The following is a 16448-nucleotide window of genomic DNA, read 5'->3' as shown; positions in this document are numbered from 1 at the left end:
TAGATTTACGGTTCAAGGCACGGCAGCCAGCCGTGTCTTTTTCCGCGCCGTTGCCAAAGCTGTTAGAATGAGAGTGTCTTGGCCTGATGTTAAACTCCAAGGACCAATGCGTCCGTTGTAAAGTCCGTCAGCCAGCCTCTCCTTCGCAGCGTTCGATTTATGCAGGTTGAGCCGCCACATCGGTGCGCCCGTGTCATCAAATAGATTGGATCGGCAATGATGAAATGGCTGGACGCCAAAAGACAAATCTACGATGAGGAGCGTTGTGCATGAACAATGTAGCAGGGGTCGATGTTTCCAAAGGAAAGAGCATGGTAACTGTTCTCCGTCCCTTCGGGGAAGTGGTGGCAAAGCCGTTTTCTGTTGGTCACACCGGCAGTGAACTCAAGGAACTGGCAAACTACTTGAAAAGCCTGGACGGTGAGACGCGGGTGGTCATGGAGCACACTGGGCGCTACTATGAGCCGGTGGCCCGCTTTCTCCATGAGGAGGGCATCTTTGTTAGCGCAGTCAATCCTAAGCTCATTAAAGACTACGGGAACAACACCCTGCGCAAAGTGAAAACAGATAAGGCAGACGCCAGGAAGATTGCCCGCTATGGGCTTGACAACTGGGTAGAATTGCGCCAACATACTCCTATGGACACGATTCGGATGCAACTGAAAACGCTGAATCGGCAGCAGGGGCTGTACTCCAAAACCAAGACGATGATGAAAAACAACCTCATCGCCCTCTTGGACCAGACCTATCCCGATGTCAACGCCCTGTTTGACAGCCCTGTCCGTGAGGACGGCAGCCAGAAGTGGGTGGACTTTGCCACGACCTTTTGGCACGTGGACTGTGTGCGGGCTATGAGCCTCACTGCTTTTATGGAGCGCTACCGCAAGTGGTGCAAACGCCACGGCTACAACTTCAGCCAGAGCCGGGCCATTGAGATTCACATGGAGGCGCAAGACCTGATTGCCATGCTCCCCAAGGACGCCCTGACCAAAACCATGATCCGGCAGGCCATTGACGCGCTGAACGCCGTCTCCAAATCTCTGGAGCAACTCAAGGCTGAAATGCGCACTCTGGCTGCCCAACTCCCCGAATATCCAGTTGTCATGGCCATGCGCGGCGTAGGCAATTCTCTCGGCCCCCAGCTCATGGCAGAGATTGGTGATGTGACCCGGTTTGCACACAGAGGCTCCATTACGGCTTTTGCCGGTGTTGACCCTGGCGCTGACCAGTCTGGCACCCACGAGGCCAAAAGCAACCGGACATCCAAAAGCGGCCCGCCGGAACTGCGCCGCGCCTTGTTCCTAGTCATGGACTGCCTTTTGAAAACCATGCCTCAGAATGATCCAGTGTACCGTTTCATGGACAAGAAACGAGCCGAGGGCAAGCCCTACCTGGTTTACATGACAGCCGGCACCAACAAGTTCCTGCGCATCTACTACGGCAGAATAAAAGAATATCTGGCATCTCTGGAGGGAAATTAAGGAAGCATCCTTCCTTGTCGGGGAACGATACTGCATTTACGCTAAAAACATCTTATGACAGAAAGAGAGCGATTAAGATGTTTTTAGACAATTTATCCACCTCCGTCCTCAGATTATGTGATACTCGCAAGCTCAGCTATGAAACTGCCTCGGAACGATGTGACCTCAGTTCCAGGTACTTTGGCGACATTGCCAGAGGCAAAACCGCCCCAACGATCTTGACATTGGAAAAACTCTGCGTTGGTTTTAATCTGACACCAAATGACCTGCTGATTCCCTCGGCAATTTGGAGGGAAATGTCTTTCCGCAAACCCATGCCAGTGACGCAGATCCGCTGCTTTCATTTCCTTCATGGCCTTACTGGCTTCTCAGTCTGCCCTCAATGTGGAAAGACTATGGAACGGGAATACCAGCCTTACTGTGACCGCTGTGGGCAATGCTTGGATTGGAAAGACTTCTCCAAAGCAACCATTCTGCTGCCTCAGAAATAACACTCCTTGATACATATCTTCCTATCTGGCCAGCGCATTTTACCATCTGGCCGCTTTGGGTATGCCCTTTTTCTTTTCATCATTTTCTCCATTCCCCCTATTGACTTTTTATTTGCAGACTTTACCTTGAGGTCGGCGGCCGCGCTGTCCGGCATATGCTTGCCAAGGAAATCGTGGATCAGTCCAGTCGCGGGATGCGCAAGCATTTCCTCGGGCGTGGCCATCTGTTCGATACGGCCGTGGTTCATGAAAATAATCAGGTCAGCCAGGTCGAGCGCTTCCTCCATGTCGTGCGTGACGAACACGATGGTCTTGTTCAGCTTTTGCTGTAAGGATTTCATCTCCTGCTGCAAGGTGCGGCGCGTCATGGGGTCGAGCGCGCTGAACGGCTCGTCCATCAGCACGATCGGCGGCGACGCGGCCAGCGCGCGCAGGATGCCGATACGCTGCTGCTGCCCGCCGGACATTTCAGACGGGTATTTGTGCGCGTACTGCTCATACGGCATATCGACCATGGCGAGCATGTCGCGCACGATCTGCTCGCATTGATCTTTCGGATACTTTAGCAGCCTGGGTACCACGCAGATATTCTGCGCCACCGTCATGTTCGGAAACAGGCCGATTTGCTGGATCACGTAGCCGATGCGGCGGCGCAGCTCGACCTTGTCCTCCTGGGCGATATCCTTCCCATCCACAAAAATACGTCCGCTGTCCGGCTGGATCAGCCGGTTGATCATTTTGAGCGTCGTTGTCTTGCCGCAGCCGGACGGGCCGATCAGGATGGCGAATCTGTTGTCCGGAATCTCGAAGCTCAAATCGAAAATCACCTGCTGGCTCCCATAAGACAGCGAAACATGTTCAAATTTAACCAAAGGCAACTCCTCTCCCTTCTCTGTTCCTGCCTCCGCTTCCGTTTTACGGCAAGCCGCGCAAACGCGCGCGGAGCCCTCTCTCCGCACGGCGCTGCCCCCCTGCAGCGCCGCGTAGTCTCCTTTGTATATTTTGTCTATAAAAATTATGACAGAAAACAGCACTTTTGTCAAATCAAGAAGTTGAAAAGACGCTCCCTCCTTACCTGCGGCGCGCGGGAAAGTCATGGTATGGCGCGTGTCTCGGCGACCCGTGGCCGTGGGAAGGAGAGGATAATTAATGTGGTCATATGATAAACGCTTACAGTTCCCTGTCAAGATCAAAAATCCCGACCCGCAGACCGCCAAGATCGTTATTACCCAGCTTGGCGGACCGGACGGCGAGCTGGGCGCCTCCATGCGTTACCTCAACCAGCGCTATGCCATGCCGTATAAGGAGTGCAAGGCTATCCTGACCGATATCGGTACGGCGGGGTCATACCGGCCCCTTTACGGTGAATACCCATTCCTGCGGTATGCCCTGCAGCCGGAGCGCCGCCGTTCCATCCGGCCGGATCTCCATTCCGTCCAGCAGGGTGCGGTAAAAGGCGTCGCCGCGGCCCGACTCTCGCCGCAGGGCCGCGCGCAGCCGCTCCGCCGCCTCCTGCAAACCGGCCGCCGCCGCGGGCTGTGCCTGCAGGCGCGCGAGCCGCCCGTCATACTGCTCCGTCAGCCCGCGCAGCTCGGCCTGGGTAATCGCCCCCTCCAGAAAAGCGTCCAAGGCGCGCAGCCTTTTCCGCCGCAGTTTTTCGGCCTGCTCCCGCCGTCTTTCCGCGTCCTCCGCGCCGCCGGACTCCATCGCGGCTGTGACCGCCCCGGCCGCTGCCTGCACCGCCGCGTCCCAATCGAATACGAGGCTTTCCACAGCCTGCCGCAGCATGAACCACGCCGCCGCTTCAGGCAGGCCCCAGCCGATGCTGCACGTGTGCTTCCCGCCGCACACGGTCCGGCCGCACACCCAGCGCCGGTATAGGCTCCCGTCTTTCCGGCGCTTTTGGCGCGGCACCAGTGCGCTGCCGCACTGCCCGCACCGCAGCCTGCCGGAAAACGGATGCCCCGCCCCCGCGCCGGCTCCTGCGCCACCGCGCCGCCGCCGCCGTTCCAGCTCCCGCTGCACGGTCTCCCACAGCGTCCGGCTGACGATCGCCTCATGGTGGTCCCGCAGGATGATCTTTTCCTCCTCCCCGTGGTTGTATTTCTTTGCATGGGAAAGGTAGTCCGGCGTGATGCTCTTTTTCTGTATCAGGTCCCCCACATATTTTTCATTTCGGAGGATCTTGACGATATGGCTGCCCGACCACGACGCGCCGCCCCGACTGGTGCGGCAGCCTGCCGCCTCCAAGCCGCGCGCGATTTCGCCGGTACTTTTTTTCTCCTCCCCGTACTGGCGGAAAATCCTCCGGACAACCGCCGCCCCTTCGGGTTCAACCGTAAGTACCCCGTCCCGCACGGTGTAGCCCAGCAGCGAGCGGCCGAACACCACGCCCTGCTCCATGCGGCGCGTCTGCCCCCACTTGACGCGCGCCGAGGTGCGGCGGCTCTCCTCCTGCGCGATCGAACCCATGATGGACAGCCGCAGTTCGGCGTCCGCGTCCCGCGTGTCGATTCCGTCGCTCAGGAACAGCACGCCCACGCCGAGTTGCTTCAGCTCGCGCGTATACGCGACCGTATCCAGGATATTGCGCGAAAAGCGGCTGACCTCCTTGGTCAGAAGCAAAGAAAAACGGCCCGCACGCGCGTCGGCCATCATGCGGTTGAACGCCGCGCGCCGCTTTGTCGAAGTGCCGGTCACGCCTTCATCCGCATAGATCCGGTACAGCGCCCAGTCGGGCTGGCGGCTGATAAACGCCTCGAAATACCGCTGCTGGCTGGCAAAGGAGCCCGCCTGGTCCTCCTTGTCCGTGGACACGCGGCAATAGGCCGCGGCCCGAATCACGGCCGCGCCTCCCGTCCTGCCGCCAGATCGTTCAAACGACGCCGCAGCTCCCGTTCCACCCGCGGGTATGCCGCCGCGTCCAGCAGACCGCAGGCCTCGGCCTCCGCCAGCAGCGCCCTGCCGCAGGCCTCCCAAAAGCGCGGTCCGGCCGGCCGCGCGCGTTCCCCTTTCATCACCGGCTGCCTGTACATTCCATCGCCTCCTCTATCAGGAGGATATGCGCCGCCTCCCCGCCGCTTTCCACTTCCCGCACAGTCGGACGTTGTCCGCACCGCAGAAATTTGTTAAATTTTCTACAATTTCTTTCTTTACAACAATTGTGTTTTGCTGTATGCTTATGATGGTTGTAAAGCAGCCCGATTTTACTGTAAAAACAGGATTTATCATATCATAACTATATTGAGGGGGACGAAGAAAGAATGAGAGGCGTAGAGACCCGTATCCAGGAGATCCGCCACAGGATTTTCCGCGAGGTAGCCCGTATGGCCTACCATACTGAATGGCAGGTGGACAAACGGATCGAAGAGCTTCCCTATGAGATCGTGCCGGGCGAGGTCGGCAATTTCCGCAACGACATCTTTTTGGAACGCGCCATTGTCGGCGAGAGGCTGCGCCTGGCCATGGGCCTGCCCTACCGCAGCGCGGCCGACCACTCTCCCATTTCGGACGGCATCGAGGCCGCCGACAAGCCCGAAACCTATTATACACCGCCGTTGATCAACATCATCAAATTCGCCTGCCACGGCTGCAAGGAGAACCAGGTCGTCGTGACCGAGGGCTGCCAGGGCTGCCTGGCGCATCCGTGTGTCGAGGTCTGCCCCAAGGGCGCCGTTTCGCTCGCCCGCTATAACGGGCGTTCGGTGATCGACCAGGAAAAGTGCATCAAGTGTGGCCGCTGCGTGGAGGTCTGCTCCTACAACGCGATCATCCATCAGAAGCGCCCCTGCGCCGCCGCCTGCGGCATGGACGCCATCCGCACCAACCAGAACGGCAAGGCGGATATCGATTACGACAAGTGTGTTTCCTGCGGCATGTGCCTGGTCAACTGCCCGTTTGGCGCGATCGCGGATAAGTCCCAGATCTTCCAGGTCATCCGCGCGATCCAGTCGGGCGAGCGCGTTTACGCCGCCGTCGCGCCCGCGTTCGTCGGCCAGTTCGGCCCCAAGGTCACGCCCGGCCGCCTGCGCGCCGCGATGAAGCAGCTCGGCTTTGCGGACGTTTTCGAGGTTGCGATCGGCGCGGACCTGTGCGCCGCGCAGGAGGCCGACGACTTCCTGGAAGAGGTGCCGGAAAAGCTGCCGTTCATGGCGACCTCCTGCTGTCCCGCGTGGTCGACCATGGCGAAAAAGCTGTACCCCGATTATGCCAACTGCATCTCCATGGCGCTCACGCCCATGACGCTGACCGCGCGCCTGATCAAGCACCAGCACAAAAACGCCAAGGTCGTATTCATCGGGCCGTGCGCGGCGAAAAAGCTCGAGGCCATGCGCACCGACGTTCGCAGCGAAGTGGATTTCGTGCTCACCTTTGAGGAAATGGCCGGTATCTTTGACGCCAAGCACGTTGAGCTGACCATGGTGCCGGAGGATCCGAACGGCGTCAACGACGCTTCGACCGACGGTCGCAACTTCGCCGTCTCCGGCGGAGTGGCGCAGGCGGTCGTCAACGTCATCAAGGAGAAGTACCCTGAGCGTGAGGTCAAAATCGCCAACGCAGAGGGCCTGCGTGAATGCCGCCACCTGCTTGCCGCCGCCAAGGCCGGCAAGTACAACGGCTACCTGCTGGAAGGCATGGCCTGTCCGGGGCGGCTGCGTCGCAGGCGCGGGTACCATGCAGCCGATCCGCAAGTCCGCCGCCGCGGTCGGCATGTACGCCAAGCAGGCCGAGCACAAGACCGCAAGCGGCACGGAATACGTCAAGGAGCTTGACAAGCTCGTTGACTGACCGGCTTGAAAAGCAAAGAAAGGCCGCCCTTTTGGGCGGCCTTTCTGTCATTCCCGTACTTATCCCTCGGTCGTGACCGCGACCTTAACCACATTGTCGCGCCGGTGTTCAAACAGGTCATAGGCCGCGTCGATCTCGCACAGCGGGAAAATATGCGTAATCAGGGGCGTTGTGTCCAGTCGGCCCGCCGCGATCAGGCGCAGGATTTCCGCGCAGTCGCAGCCATCCACGCCGCCGGTCTTGAAGGTCAGGTTTTTGCCGTACATATCGGGCAATGGCAGCATCTGCGGCGCGTCGTACAGCGCAACCACGGTCACCACCGCGTTGGGGCGCGCGCATTCCCAGGCAAGCCGGAAGCTGTCTGCGGTTCCCGCCACCTCGAGCACCGCGTCCGCGCCGCCATGCCGGCTGTATCGCCGGACAAAATCTGGCGCCTGCTCCGGCGTTACGGTCAGCACCTCCGGATACCGCTCCTCCACAAAACGGCGGCGCACCGGATCCGGCTCGCAGACAATCACCCTGCCCGGGCCGCGCAGCCGCGCGCAGAGCAGCGTGCAGATACCCGTCGGGCCGGCGCCCAGAATCAGCACGGTATCTTCGGGCTTGATCTCCGCGATGCGCGCCGCCCAGAAGCCGGTCGCCAACACATCCCCCACAAACAGCGCCTCACGGTCGGAAACGCCGTCCGGAATCACATTCAGCCCCTGGTCGGCATACGGCACGCGGACGTATTCCGCCTGTCCCCCATCGATACGGCAGCCAAGCGCCCAGCCGCCGTTCGGGTCGATACAGTTATTGACATAGCCGTGCTCGCAGAAAAAGCACCGGCCGCAGAACGTTTCGACATTGACCGTCACCCGATCGCCGGGTCTGACCGCCGTGACCGCCGCGCCCACCTGCTCGACCACGCCGACCATTTCATGCCCGACGGTCACGCCCGGCACCGCGCGCGGCACAGAGCCGTGCTTGATATGCAGGTCGCTCGTGCAGATGCTCGCCAGCGTCACGCGCACGACCGCGTCGTGCGGGTCCTGAACGACCGGCACGGGCTTGTTTCTGAGCGCGAATTTCCCGCGCTCCATATAGGTATACGCCAGCATAAACGCCGTCCTCCTTGCGTACTGGTTTTTACTCGGCCGCCCCGCGCAGGCGGGTGAGAATCGCCTCGTCCGCAGGGCAGAATTCATATTCCGGTATTTCCGCCGGTGTGATCCAGCGCAGCGCCTCATGCTCCAGAAGCTGCGGTTCCCCTGCGGTGATGCGGGCATTGAGCAGCGTCAGGTGGATGGACATATCTGGATACACATGCGTGACCTCCATAAACGACGCACCCGGCGCAACGGTGATCGCAAGCTCCTCCCTGCACTCACGGATCAGCGCTTCGGACTGGCTCTCGCCCGGCTCGACCTTACCGCCCACAAATTCCCAGAGCGAGCCGCGCGCCTTATGCGCCGGCCGCTTGCAGATCATAAACCTGTCTCCGTCCCAAATCAGGGCGGCTACGACTTCTTTCATCCGTTCATCCGCTCTTTTCCCTGTACTTAATGCACCTATTATAGCGCCACGGGGCGCGGGCTGTCAAATCCGGCGGGCGTCATTTCGACCCCGCCGCAGGTACAGAGGAGCTGGCGCACATGGAGATGATCTCCGCTATTGTGTACCAGCTCACCCGCAACCTGACGCCCGAACAGATCAAAGAGGGCGGCTTCGACACCTATTTTGTCGATCATACGACCGGTATCTATCCGCAGTTCGCCTCCGGCACGCCGTGGAGCGCCATGACGTTCCAGTCCAAGGGGGATCCGATCACCGACCTGTTCGAGGATATGGCAGCAGATGGTGCAATCATATAAGAACAACTTTAAATTAAAAGTTCCAGTGAATCTCAATCGGAACGTCCCTTGTTCCCTGAATACGCTTGCCGACAGATATGTAATCAATCAGTATTTCCACGATTTCACGATTAAGGTGTTCCAAGCTGGAATATTGTTCGATAATTTGACGGCGGTTATCGCCCACCGTGATTTTTTCCTCGATTTCGCCTAACTGTTTTTGTCCGTCAACAATCCCACGTTCCAATCGGGCTCGCTCCGTAGTAAAGTCCTTTGACATTTCCACATAATCATTTTCGGATATTAACCCCTTTACCTTATCCATATAAAGTTCACGGATACCTTTGGAAAGCTCGGCAATCTTTTTCTCATAAACAGCTATGTCAGAGAGCAAGCATTTTTTCTGTCCCTGCAAGTTATCACAAAATTCTATGTTCTGTTCTAACTCGTCTTTATCAAGATACTCGACCGCCAGTTTATTGATCTCGTCGATAACCATTCTTTCCAGTTTATCAACAGAGATAAAGGAACCAATACAAGCGTCCTTTGTTACATGATGGTTAGAGCATTTTAGATAATGCTTTCCGCCGCGCCGAGGGGCTGATTTAGAAGAACGCATAGTGTAGCCGCAATTTGCACAACGGGCTTTTCTTGCAAATAAACCGACTGTGCCTACGTCAAAGGGCTTTGCTCGCTGTACAAGCAATGCCTGCACCCTATCCCACAACTCCCTGTCAATAATAGGCTCATGTGTTCCCTCAACACGATACCAATCCCTTTTCGGACGCGGCTTATTTTGTTTGGTTTTATAAGACACGCTTCCATATTTTCCCTGCACCATATTGCCAATGTAGATTTCGTTTAGCAGCATATCGGAAATAGAATAGTATTTCCAAAGGGTACTGTTTTTTGTTTTCGGCGATTTATAACGCAAGCCATGCAGACGTTTATATTCTGTTGGATTAGGTATACCCCTGTCATTGAGTATACGGGCGATTGCAGTTTTTCCGTATCCTTGTGAAAACAGGGTGAAAACTTCACGGACAACGGCTGCCGCTTCTTCATCGATTATCAAATGCCCTTTCTGGTCGGGATCTTTCTTGTATCCATAAAGAGCAAATGCACCGATATGAAAACCGTTTTTCCGTCTGTTCGTCAAGACGCTGCGGATATTATCAGACATATCCTCTAAATACCACTCATTGACAAGCCCGTTAATTTGTCGTGATTTTTTGTTGCCCTTGTTTGCGGTATCTGCATTGTCAACTATACTGATAAAACGTATGCCCCATATCGGGAATAAACCGTGAATGTATTTTTCCACCAACTCAAGTTCACGAGTAAAGCGTGATTGCGTCTTACAAAGAATAATATCAAACCTGTGTTGCTCCGCGTCTTTTAGTAGACGGTTAAATTCCGGTCGTCGCCTATCAGCACCGGTATAGTCGTCGTCGCTGTAAATGTTGTAAAGTTCCCACCCCTGTTCCATAGCATATTGCAGCAGCATCGCCTTTTGGTTCTGAATACTGTTGCTGTCATCCGTTTCAAATTGCTTGTTTCTATCTTCTTCAGATAAGCGGCAATAAATAGCTACTTTCATATTCATATCTCCTTAGAGATAGGAACAAGCTGCTTCTTGCATATTATACCATGCAGAAAACAGCTTGTCATTGCTATTTTGTAAGGCGCACCGTCTTGTTTTTCTCTATTCTATTTATCATCTCAGCCCACTTTTTTGTGAATTGAGCCTTTGAAGTCGTGCTTTCGCCACTTTTGAAAACACTTCTGCAAAGTATCTGGTTTTTATCATCATTTGCCATGATTAGCCTCCTTTCCACGATTGGCTAATACATTATATGAATAGCGGTAAGCCCTCTATTCCAATGCAATAGGGTACAGCGGATCATCTCATCTCGCATGACTGTCAATTGCGTTTTTCAATCAGGCTCATCATACGTCTGTGGCACATACCGCCCATATTTCGGTTTCTAATCTTTGTTCATAATTAAACTGCAATTACCATGTTAGGTCCGCAGGTATTCAGCCGCCGATGGTCGCTGTTGATCTGCTCATTTAACCCAGCGGATTGCAACTTTCCGGCGCTTACTTCATAGGAACGCATCCATGCTCTTTACTTGTCAAGGCTCATACTGCAGCCGCCTTTCATCGGCTTCCCCATAATCATTTTATAAATCCCCATGGGGAAGCCGATGAAAAAAGCGATTATTTGTTCCGGTACTTCTGGTAATCCCAATTCGCCCTTAAAAGCCCGTTTTCAATATGCCCCTTGACAAACCGGTCAACGTAAAATGTATAGTTACCCTGCTCATCAATACACGGGCGTAAGGCGTTCGAATGGATTATCGGTTGAAAGAAATGTACAACCCGTAGCATTGCCTGTTCGTCTCCATGTACAGCTTTTTTGGACCGTATCATAGCTTAGAATCCGTTTCTCTTTTGCTTTACTCTTCACACGTTTCCCCCACAAACCGTTCTCGGAGTTGTTTCATCGCTTTCCGTTTCCGATAGCTTACTTTTTTCTGGTCAGCTTCATACTTGAAGCTATCTCCTGATCGGCCTGCTGTATAAAATAAGAACGCAAGATAATCTCCCTGTGTTATCGAAAGCTGTTTTAGTACATCAGCAAGATCGCTGTCATAAACCGGTATGCAAATATCCCCAATTATAAATTCTGTGTCTGTCAGATGTATCACATTTACCGGTTGTGGAATGGCCTCAAAGAACAGCGCACCTGGAATATGGCATAGTGCATCTTTTCGCAAAAATCTGTATACTTCACTTGTCTGATTTTCGATTGCTTTCCAGCAATAGCTGATAAAGCGTTTCACCATGACATCCTGTGGCGTAAGCGACGTAAGCATTACACTCACCACCTTACTACCACTGACTGTAGAATTTACATTGTTATAGGCTGTTGAACCATCAAGTTTTTGGTTAATTTTAATCTCAATAAATTGGAATTTTCCGGAGGTACGAGTTATGAAAAATCGAACCATGATGATAGGGTTAGCCTTACTATTGCTTGGAAATAATTTTGCAGTTCCAGGCACCTTTTTTCTATATCGGTCTTGTTTGGGGTATTATTGAATTGGTTTTGGTTATTTTCGGGAGCAAATCAAAGGAATAGCAGATTCCAATTTATCGACTTATCGGGAACCACGCTTGATATGCGTGGTTCTTTTCATTTGTGGGAAAATCAATGATACTTTTTGTTGCTGTTATGCCAACAGCAGAATTTCTAACAGTCCTCGGGCAGCTTTCGTATCACACGAAATAAGGTGTCCTTACGGACGCACAGCCTTTCTCAATTTTGGCCGGATTGACGATCATCACCTACATGCCCTGCCGGAGGTGGTTTGCCACCCATTCTTCCTGTTTGCGAGGCGGGACGGTATCCTCCATGATCTCGGCGCGGACGCCGGCATCCATGAGAAAGCGCTTGAGCCGTGTCCGGCTGTCCAGACGTACCCAGTTCACGTAGAGCAGTACGCGCTCGCCGGCACTCACCTTGCGGCGAATGATCTCCAGCGTGCGCCGGTCTTTTTCGGTCTGTTCCTCCGGCGCACCGCTGTCCTCCGGCACCAGGATCGGGTCTGCGGTGACCGGATGCAGGACCGGCTCATGGCCGTACGGCTGGTCCGGATAAGCCATCATGAGGTTCAGGGACACGGACAACAGCTTCTGGGCGAGCTTACGCCCTTCGCGGCTGCGGTCCTTGAAGATCCCATGGAAAGCGTGCTCCAGATCGTCATAGGCTCTTTGCTGGTTCTCCGGAAGCCTGAGCGGTACGGGGATCTCCTCGTATTCCGGCAGGTCCTTGCCCATATCCATGAGCGAGAGGAACACGCCGTTCTCCAGCAGGAAGCGGCTGTACACCAGCGGCGAAACGCCCGGCTTCTGACGGGAGCGTTTTTTCCGCTTCGCGGTGCGCCGGTTGCTGTTGTACCCGCCTTCCGTTACTTCGTAAGTGTCCTCTGTCACGCCGTATTCCCGCGCAAACTGCGCGGGGGCGGCATAGCTTTGCCCATCCTGCTCCATACGGTATGCACACATGCGGTAGAGCAGATAGAAGATACCGGAGGCATAGCCGTTGATGAGGGTTGCCGTCATGCCGATGCATTTTTTCGCGGCGGCGAACAACTCGCCCATCGCGTCCCCTGGCCGCTGTCCGCGGAAAACTGGTGCAGTTCATCCGCTATCAGGCCGTCTATCTTCCCTCTGTACCGGTTTTTGATATAGGTGCTGAGCGGGAAGCGGCGGCACGCGCCGCGGGCGGCCATGAAACGGTCCGGCTCGCGCAGCAGGGCGGCAAGCTGCTTTTTCGCCGCCGCTGTTTTGCAGGCGTCCCGCGCAAGGTACGCAAAACGGCGGTGGACATAGCCCAGATGGCTGATGCGCACCCATTCGCTCTGTTCCTCCGCGGTGGTGGCTGTCCAGAGGACAGCGCCGCAGCCTTCGCACTTGCGGTTGGCGCGGGTCTCTGTCCGGAAGTATTCCGGCGTGGCGTCTGTCAATGTCCGCTTACCGCAGTCCATAAATTCCATCTGGATCACGCTGCCGCAGTCCGGGCAGGTAAAGCCCTGCCGCCTTGCGTCCCATCTGGCCGCTGGGCGGCGCATATAGCCGTCCAGCGCGTTTTCCTTGGACATGACTGCAAACACGGTGCGGCCGCCGCGGGCATACCCCGCGTAGAGGGCGTCCATGTCCGCTGACGTCCGCACGATGGCGGCACGCGCGTTTGAGATGGCCTCCTCCAGCTCGCGCACCCATTTGCCTGTCATGTGGGAGGGGCAGAGGACGATATGCAGGCATTTCCTGTGCTTTTGCAATACGACTGCATGGCAATGCTGCCGACCTTAGACTTTCCGCTGCCGCATTCCGCGATGATCAGACCGAACCTGGCGGTCTGCAGCCTGCGCCGCAGCGCTTCCGCGGCGGCGAGTTGGGCGCCGTACAGGTGGTACCCTGCCGTCTGCGCCACGAACTGGTCCAGCCCCAGCACCCCCTCTGACAACGGCTCCTGGGCCGGATCATACAGGGGCTGGAACTGCCCGCGGATGCGGGACGCGATCACGAAACCGAACGCCCACAGGTAGCCGGCTACGCCGTTGATCTCTGTAAACGCGTCCGGCTGGCAGGGCCATGTGCTGGGGATACGGATAACCCCTGCTTTCAAGCCGTCTGTAAGTACGTCCGCGATATTCTGATCGTCCGGCGTGCAGGTGAGCCGCCATATGGCAAAGGGCTCCCCTGTTGTGTACACACGGCACGGCGCCATCATATCCCTTGCCTGGAGCTCGTTTATCATGTAGTCCCTGAATTCCGGCAGCATGGGGATGGTGCTTACTTTGTCGATCTCATGATACAGGGCAGTTTTGTCCCGTACGGGGCAGGCGAGGTAATACACCCTCGCCTCCTGCGCTTTATCTGTTTTCTCCTTTTGTTCCTTTCCCTCCATCTCTTCCGTCTGTTGCTTTTCGCCCTGCTTCCGCGCGCTCTGGTTGTCCCAGAGCAGGGCAGCCACGGCATATGTACCGTCTCTGGATACCGCCTTGCTGTACCGCCCCTGTTGGGGGGTGCATACCAGGGTTTCCCCATCCAGCTGCACGGACAGCGTGCCTCCGCCGCTGACCGCGTTGACAAGGCCGGCTGTCACTTCCGGATAGCCGCTCAGCCGGACCGCGATGAGCAAATTGTCCCGCGGGTCCACGGCAACGGTATCCGCCCAGGCTGTAAGGGTGATTGTTTGGGCTGGGTCACTGTAGATAGCTTTCATCAGCTTTTCTGTCATTGCATATTGATCTTCCTTTCCATCTTTGCGCAAAAAAAGACCGCACAGCACCATTAGGTACTATACGGTCTTTGCGGTGTTCATCAGGCTGCGAAATCATGTACAACTCAGGCAGGCAGACTGCCTCTGGGCGGTTACTCTGACACGAATACTCTGACCTGATTTCTCCTTTATTATATCCTCTTATTCCTCCCTTGTGAAGTGGAGGTTTCCTCCACAAAATGCAGGCCAACAGAATAGATCGACTGGGTCGGTACTCAGAACAAATGTAGCGATATGGAAAATCAACGCTTAAAGGGCATATATAAAATAATTATTCCGGTACATACAAATAGCAACTTTTCACATGGTCATTTACAATTCCGATTGCCTGCATATAGGCATATACAATCGTACTGCCTACAAATTTAAAACCGCGTTCTTTCAAGTCCTTACTTATTTTATCTGAAAGCGGCGTTTTTGCAGGAATTTCAGTTTCCGACTTAAAATGATCAAGGATAGGTTTGTTATCAACATAAGACCAAATAAACGCATCAAAGCTTCCATATTCTTCTTGAACTTTAATAAATTGCTGTGCGTTTATGATTGACGACTTGATTTTCAACCTGTTGCGAACAATATTGGGATTTTGCATTAACTCATCAATTTTAGTTTCGTTATAGAGAGCAATTTTATGATAATCAAACTGGTCAAAGGCTTCTCGAAATGCCATTCTTTTATTTAATATCGTTAGCCATGATAATCCAGCTTGCATACCTTCGAGAATTAGCATTTCAAATAGTTTTCTATCATTATGAACTGGCTTTCCCCACTCTCTGTCATGGTATTCTTTATAGCGTTCCGTAGTTGCCCACGAACACCTTTTTCTATCGTCTTTCTTCATGAGAACCTCCGTTTCGTAAAAATTCCAAGTTGCTCTTACCTGCATTATATCATGCTGTTATAAGCATTGCTATTTATTTTCTGCTTTTGAAAAGCTACTTATTAGCCTTGTATTTTATATGGAGTAGTACTATTACAAATCATATGGATTATTCTTTGTAATATTAGAATAATCATACCATACTCCGCCATTTGCTCGTGCCATAAAGCAACAACTGTTAGCACGGATCGGTGCAATTTTAGCAATTCTATTTTTGGTGCTAACAAAGTTAATATCATATACACAACCGTAGTTGCCCAGGCAGACCCATTTTGTATTTTTTCCATCGGCTCGCTGTGTGCCAATACCATCCTTGCCGGCAGTTGCCTGACTTGCAGAAAGGGGATATTCACCAGGATTGAACGTGAGCGAACTAGATACCGTAGAATCGCCTTCAGCAGCATATAAAAGATATTGTCTTCCTACAACCAGTGTAATCGTGCTGGTTGACCGGTGATTATAAGTGAATACTGCCGATGTGCGATTAAGGTTATCGTCTTCTGCCCGTACAAGATTAGACGCAGTCGGGATATTGACGTAGGTGCTATCATAAAAAACGACATATGCTACAAGTCCAGAGGTCACTGCCTGAATTTCCACTTTTCTGGGAAAAGGCGCACACTATATTAGTACACTAACAGTAAGGAGGCTAACAGATTGTGAAAAAATGAATCGGTGCGGAACTGGGCATGCCCAACAATCTGCTCAAACGGCAGATGGCCTGCATGATGGCCGGCTCGGATGTCGATTGCATCATGGGCATGCAGAGCATGGTATTGCACTATCTGATCCAGAGCGAGGGGCAGGGGAACCGGTTTCAGCGCGATATCGAAACACAGTTTGCCATGCGCTGCTCGACCGCGACCGGCATCTTGCAGCTCATGGAACAGCACGGGTTGCTTTACCGCGAGCAGATAGTGCACGACGCGCGGCTCAAGCGCCTTGTGCTGACCGAAAAAGCGCGCGCACTGAACGCGGAAATACACAAGGGGCTTGAAAAAAACCGAGGCACTTATGCGGGAAGGCATGAGCGAAGCGGAGATAGCCACATGGTTTGCCGTGTGCGGCAAGATTCGGGAGAATCTGGAACGATACCAACGCAAGACTTCGGATGAGACAGAA

At 54.3% G+C, this 16448-nt stretch carries 16 protein-coding genes and 3 pseudogenes; 5 read left to right on the top strand and 14 right to left on the bottom strand.

Going from position 1 to position 16448, the window contains the following annotated elements:
• Positions 1-269 precede the first annotated feature (269 nt).
• A complete protein-coding gene (locus RX717_RS03430; protein WP_054328578.1) occupies positions 270-1481 on the top strand; it encodes an IS110 family transposase in 1212 nt (403 codons plus the stop codon).
• Positions 1482-1962: 481 nt separating this feature from the next.
• Here RX717_RS03430 and RX717_RS03425 read toward each other — a convergent pair whose 3' ends face one another.
• A complete protein-coding gene (locus RX717_RS03425) occupies positions 1963-2844 on the bottom strand; it encodes an ABC transporter ATP-binding protein (RefSeq protein WP_316960552.1) in 882 nt (293 codons plus the stop codon).
• 277 nt (positions 2845-3121) lie between these two features.
• Here RX717_RS03425 and RX717_RS03420 point away from each other — a divergent pair.
• A pseudogene (locus tag RX717_RS03420) lies at positions 3122-3310 on the top strand (manganese catalase family protein); the annotation flags it as partial.
• Between the two features lie 6 nt (positions 3311-3316).
• On the opposite strand, the gene RX717_RS03415 reads toward RX717_RS03420, so the two are convergent.
• Together RX717_RS03415 and RX717_RS03410 are read right to left on the bottom strand one after the other, a co-directional pair.
• Positions 3317-4816, bottom strand: a complete 1500-nt coding sequence (locus tag RX717_RS03415) for a recombinase family protein (protein ID WP_159068072.1) — start codon at positions 4814-4816, stop codon at positions 3317-3319.
• Complete coding sequence (locus RX717_RS03410; protein ID WP_054328488.1) at positions 4813-5007, bottom strand: hypothetical protein; 195 nt, start codon at positions 5005-5007, stop codon at positions 4813-4815. The genes RX717_RS03415 and RX717_RS03410 overlap by 4 nt, the downstream gene beginning before the upstream one ends.
• 228 nt (positions 5008-5235) lie before the next feature.
• On the opposite strand from RX717_RS03410, the pseudogene RX717_RS03405 reads away from it, so the two are divergent.
• Positions 5236-6760 (top strand): annotated as a pseudogene (locus tag RX717_RS03405) (4Fe-4S dicluster domain-containing protein).
• A gap of 59 nt (positions 6761-6819) precedes the next feature.
• Here RX717_RS03405 and RX717_RS03400 read toward each other — a convergent pair.
• The gene (locus RX717_RS03400; protein ID WP_054328487.1) at positions 6820-7860 is read right to left on the bottom strand and encodes an alcohol dehydrogenase; all 1041 of its coding nucleotides are present in this window, start codon (positions 7858-7860) and stop codon (positions 6820-6822) included.
• 28 nt (positions 7861-7888) lie between these two features.
• Positions 7889-8275, bottom strand: a complete 387-nt coding sequence (locus RX717_RS03395; RefSeq protein ID WP_054328486.1) for a (deoxy)nucleoside triphosphate pyrophosphohydrolase — start codon at positions 8273-8275, stop codon at positions 7889-7891.
• A gap of 98 nt (positions 8276-8373) precedes the next feature.
• Between RX717_RS03395 and RX717_RS03390 the strand changes: the two are divergent.
• Positions 8374-8598, top strand: a pseudogene (locus RX717_RS03390) (manganese catalase family protein); the annotation flags it as partial.
• A gap of 28 nt (positions 8599-8626) precedes the next feature.
• On the opposite strand, the gene RX717_RS03385 reads toward RX717_RS03390, so the two are convergent.
• From RX717_RS03385 to RX717_RS03350, 9 genes are all read right to left on the bottom strand, one after another.
• Positions 8627-10192, bottom strand: a complete 1566-nt coding sequence (locus tag RX717_RS03385) for a recombinase family protein (RefSeq protein WP_242977834.1) — start codon at positions 10190-10192, stop codon at positions 8627-8629.
• Between the two features lie 73 nt (positions 10193-10265).
• Positions 10266-10412, bottom strand: coding sequence for a hypothetical protein (locus RX717_RS03380; RefSeq protein ID WP_162838366.1), 147 nt, complete (start codon positions 10410-10412; stop codon positions 10266-10268).
• A gap of 403 nt (positions 10413-10815) precedes the next feature.
• Positions 10816-10986 (bottom strand): helix-turn-helix domain-containing protein, encoded by a 171-nt coding sequence (locus tag RX717_RS15910; RefSeq protein ID WP_159068073.1) that lies wholly within the window; start codon positions 10984-10986, stop codon positions 10816-10818.
• Between the two features lie 68 nt (positions 10987-11054).
• Positions 11055-11609, bottom strand: coding sequence for a hypothetical protein (locus tag RX717_RS03375; protein ID WP_159068074.1), 555 nt, complete (start codon positions 11607-11609; stop codon positions 11055-11057).
• A 337-nt stretch (positions 11610-11946) separates the two neighbouring features.
• Positions 11947-12762: a hypothetical protein gene (locus RX717_RS03370; protein ID WP_107630957.1), complete on the bottom strand. Its 816-nt coding sequence runs from the start codon at positions 12760-12762 to the stop codon at positions 11947-11949.
• Positions 12720-13394, bottom strand: coding sequence for a hypothetical protein (locus tag RX717_RS03365; RefSeq protein WP_107630958.1), 675 nt, complete (start codon positions 13392-13394; stop codon positions 12720-12722). Before RX717_RS03365 ends, RX717_RS03370 begins: the two co-directional genes overlap by 43 nt.
• Positions 13391-14404: a hypothetical protein gene (locus RX717_RS03360; RefSeq protein WP_316960551.1), complete on the bottom strand. Its 1014-nt coding sequence runs from the start codon at positions 14402-14404 to the stop codon at positions 13391-13393. Before RX717_RS03360 ends, RX717_RS03365 begins: the two co-directional genes overlap by 4 nt.
• Positions 14405-14717: 313 nt before the next feature.
• On the bottom strand, positions 14718-15287 hold the full coding sequence (locus tag RX717_RS03355; protein ID WP_054328139.1) for a DNA-3-methyladenine glycosylase I: 570 nt from the start codon (positions 15285-15287) through the stop codon (positions 14718-14720).
• Positions 15288-15419: 132 nt separating this feature from the next.
• Positions 15420-15911, bottom strand: coding sequence for a hypothetical protein (locus RX717_RS03350; protein WP_159068075.1), 492 nt, complete (start codon positions 15909-15911; stop codon positions 15420-15422).
• Between the two features lie 104 nt (positions 15912-16015).
• On the opposite strand from RX717_RS03350, the gene RX717_RS03345 reads away from it, so the two are divergent.
• Positions 16016-16441 carry a MarR family winged helix-turn-helix transcriptional regulator gene (locus RX717_RS03345; protein WP_107630961.1) on the top strand — a complete coding sequence of 142 codons (426 nt, stop codon included), beginning with the start codon at positions 16016-16018 and terminating at the stop codon, positions 16439-16441.
• Positions 16442-16448 lie beyond the last annotated feature (7 nt).

The sequence above is a fragment of the Intestinibacillus sp. NTUH-41-i26 genome, assembly GCF_032769475.1.
In the GTDB taxonomy this organism is placed as follows: Bacteria; Bacillota; Clostridia; order Oscillospirales; family Butyricicoccaceae; genus Agathobaculum; species Agathobaculum ammoniilyticum.
The sequence above is the reverse complement of the archived record's forward strand: the minus strand, read 5'-3'. Positions and strand labels throughout refer to the sequence as shown.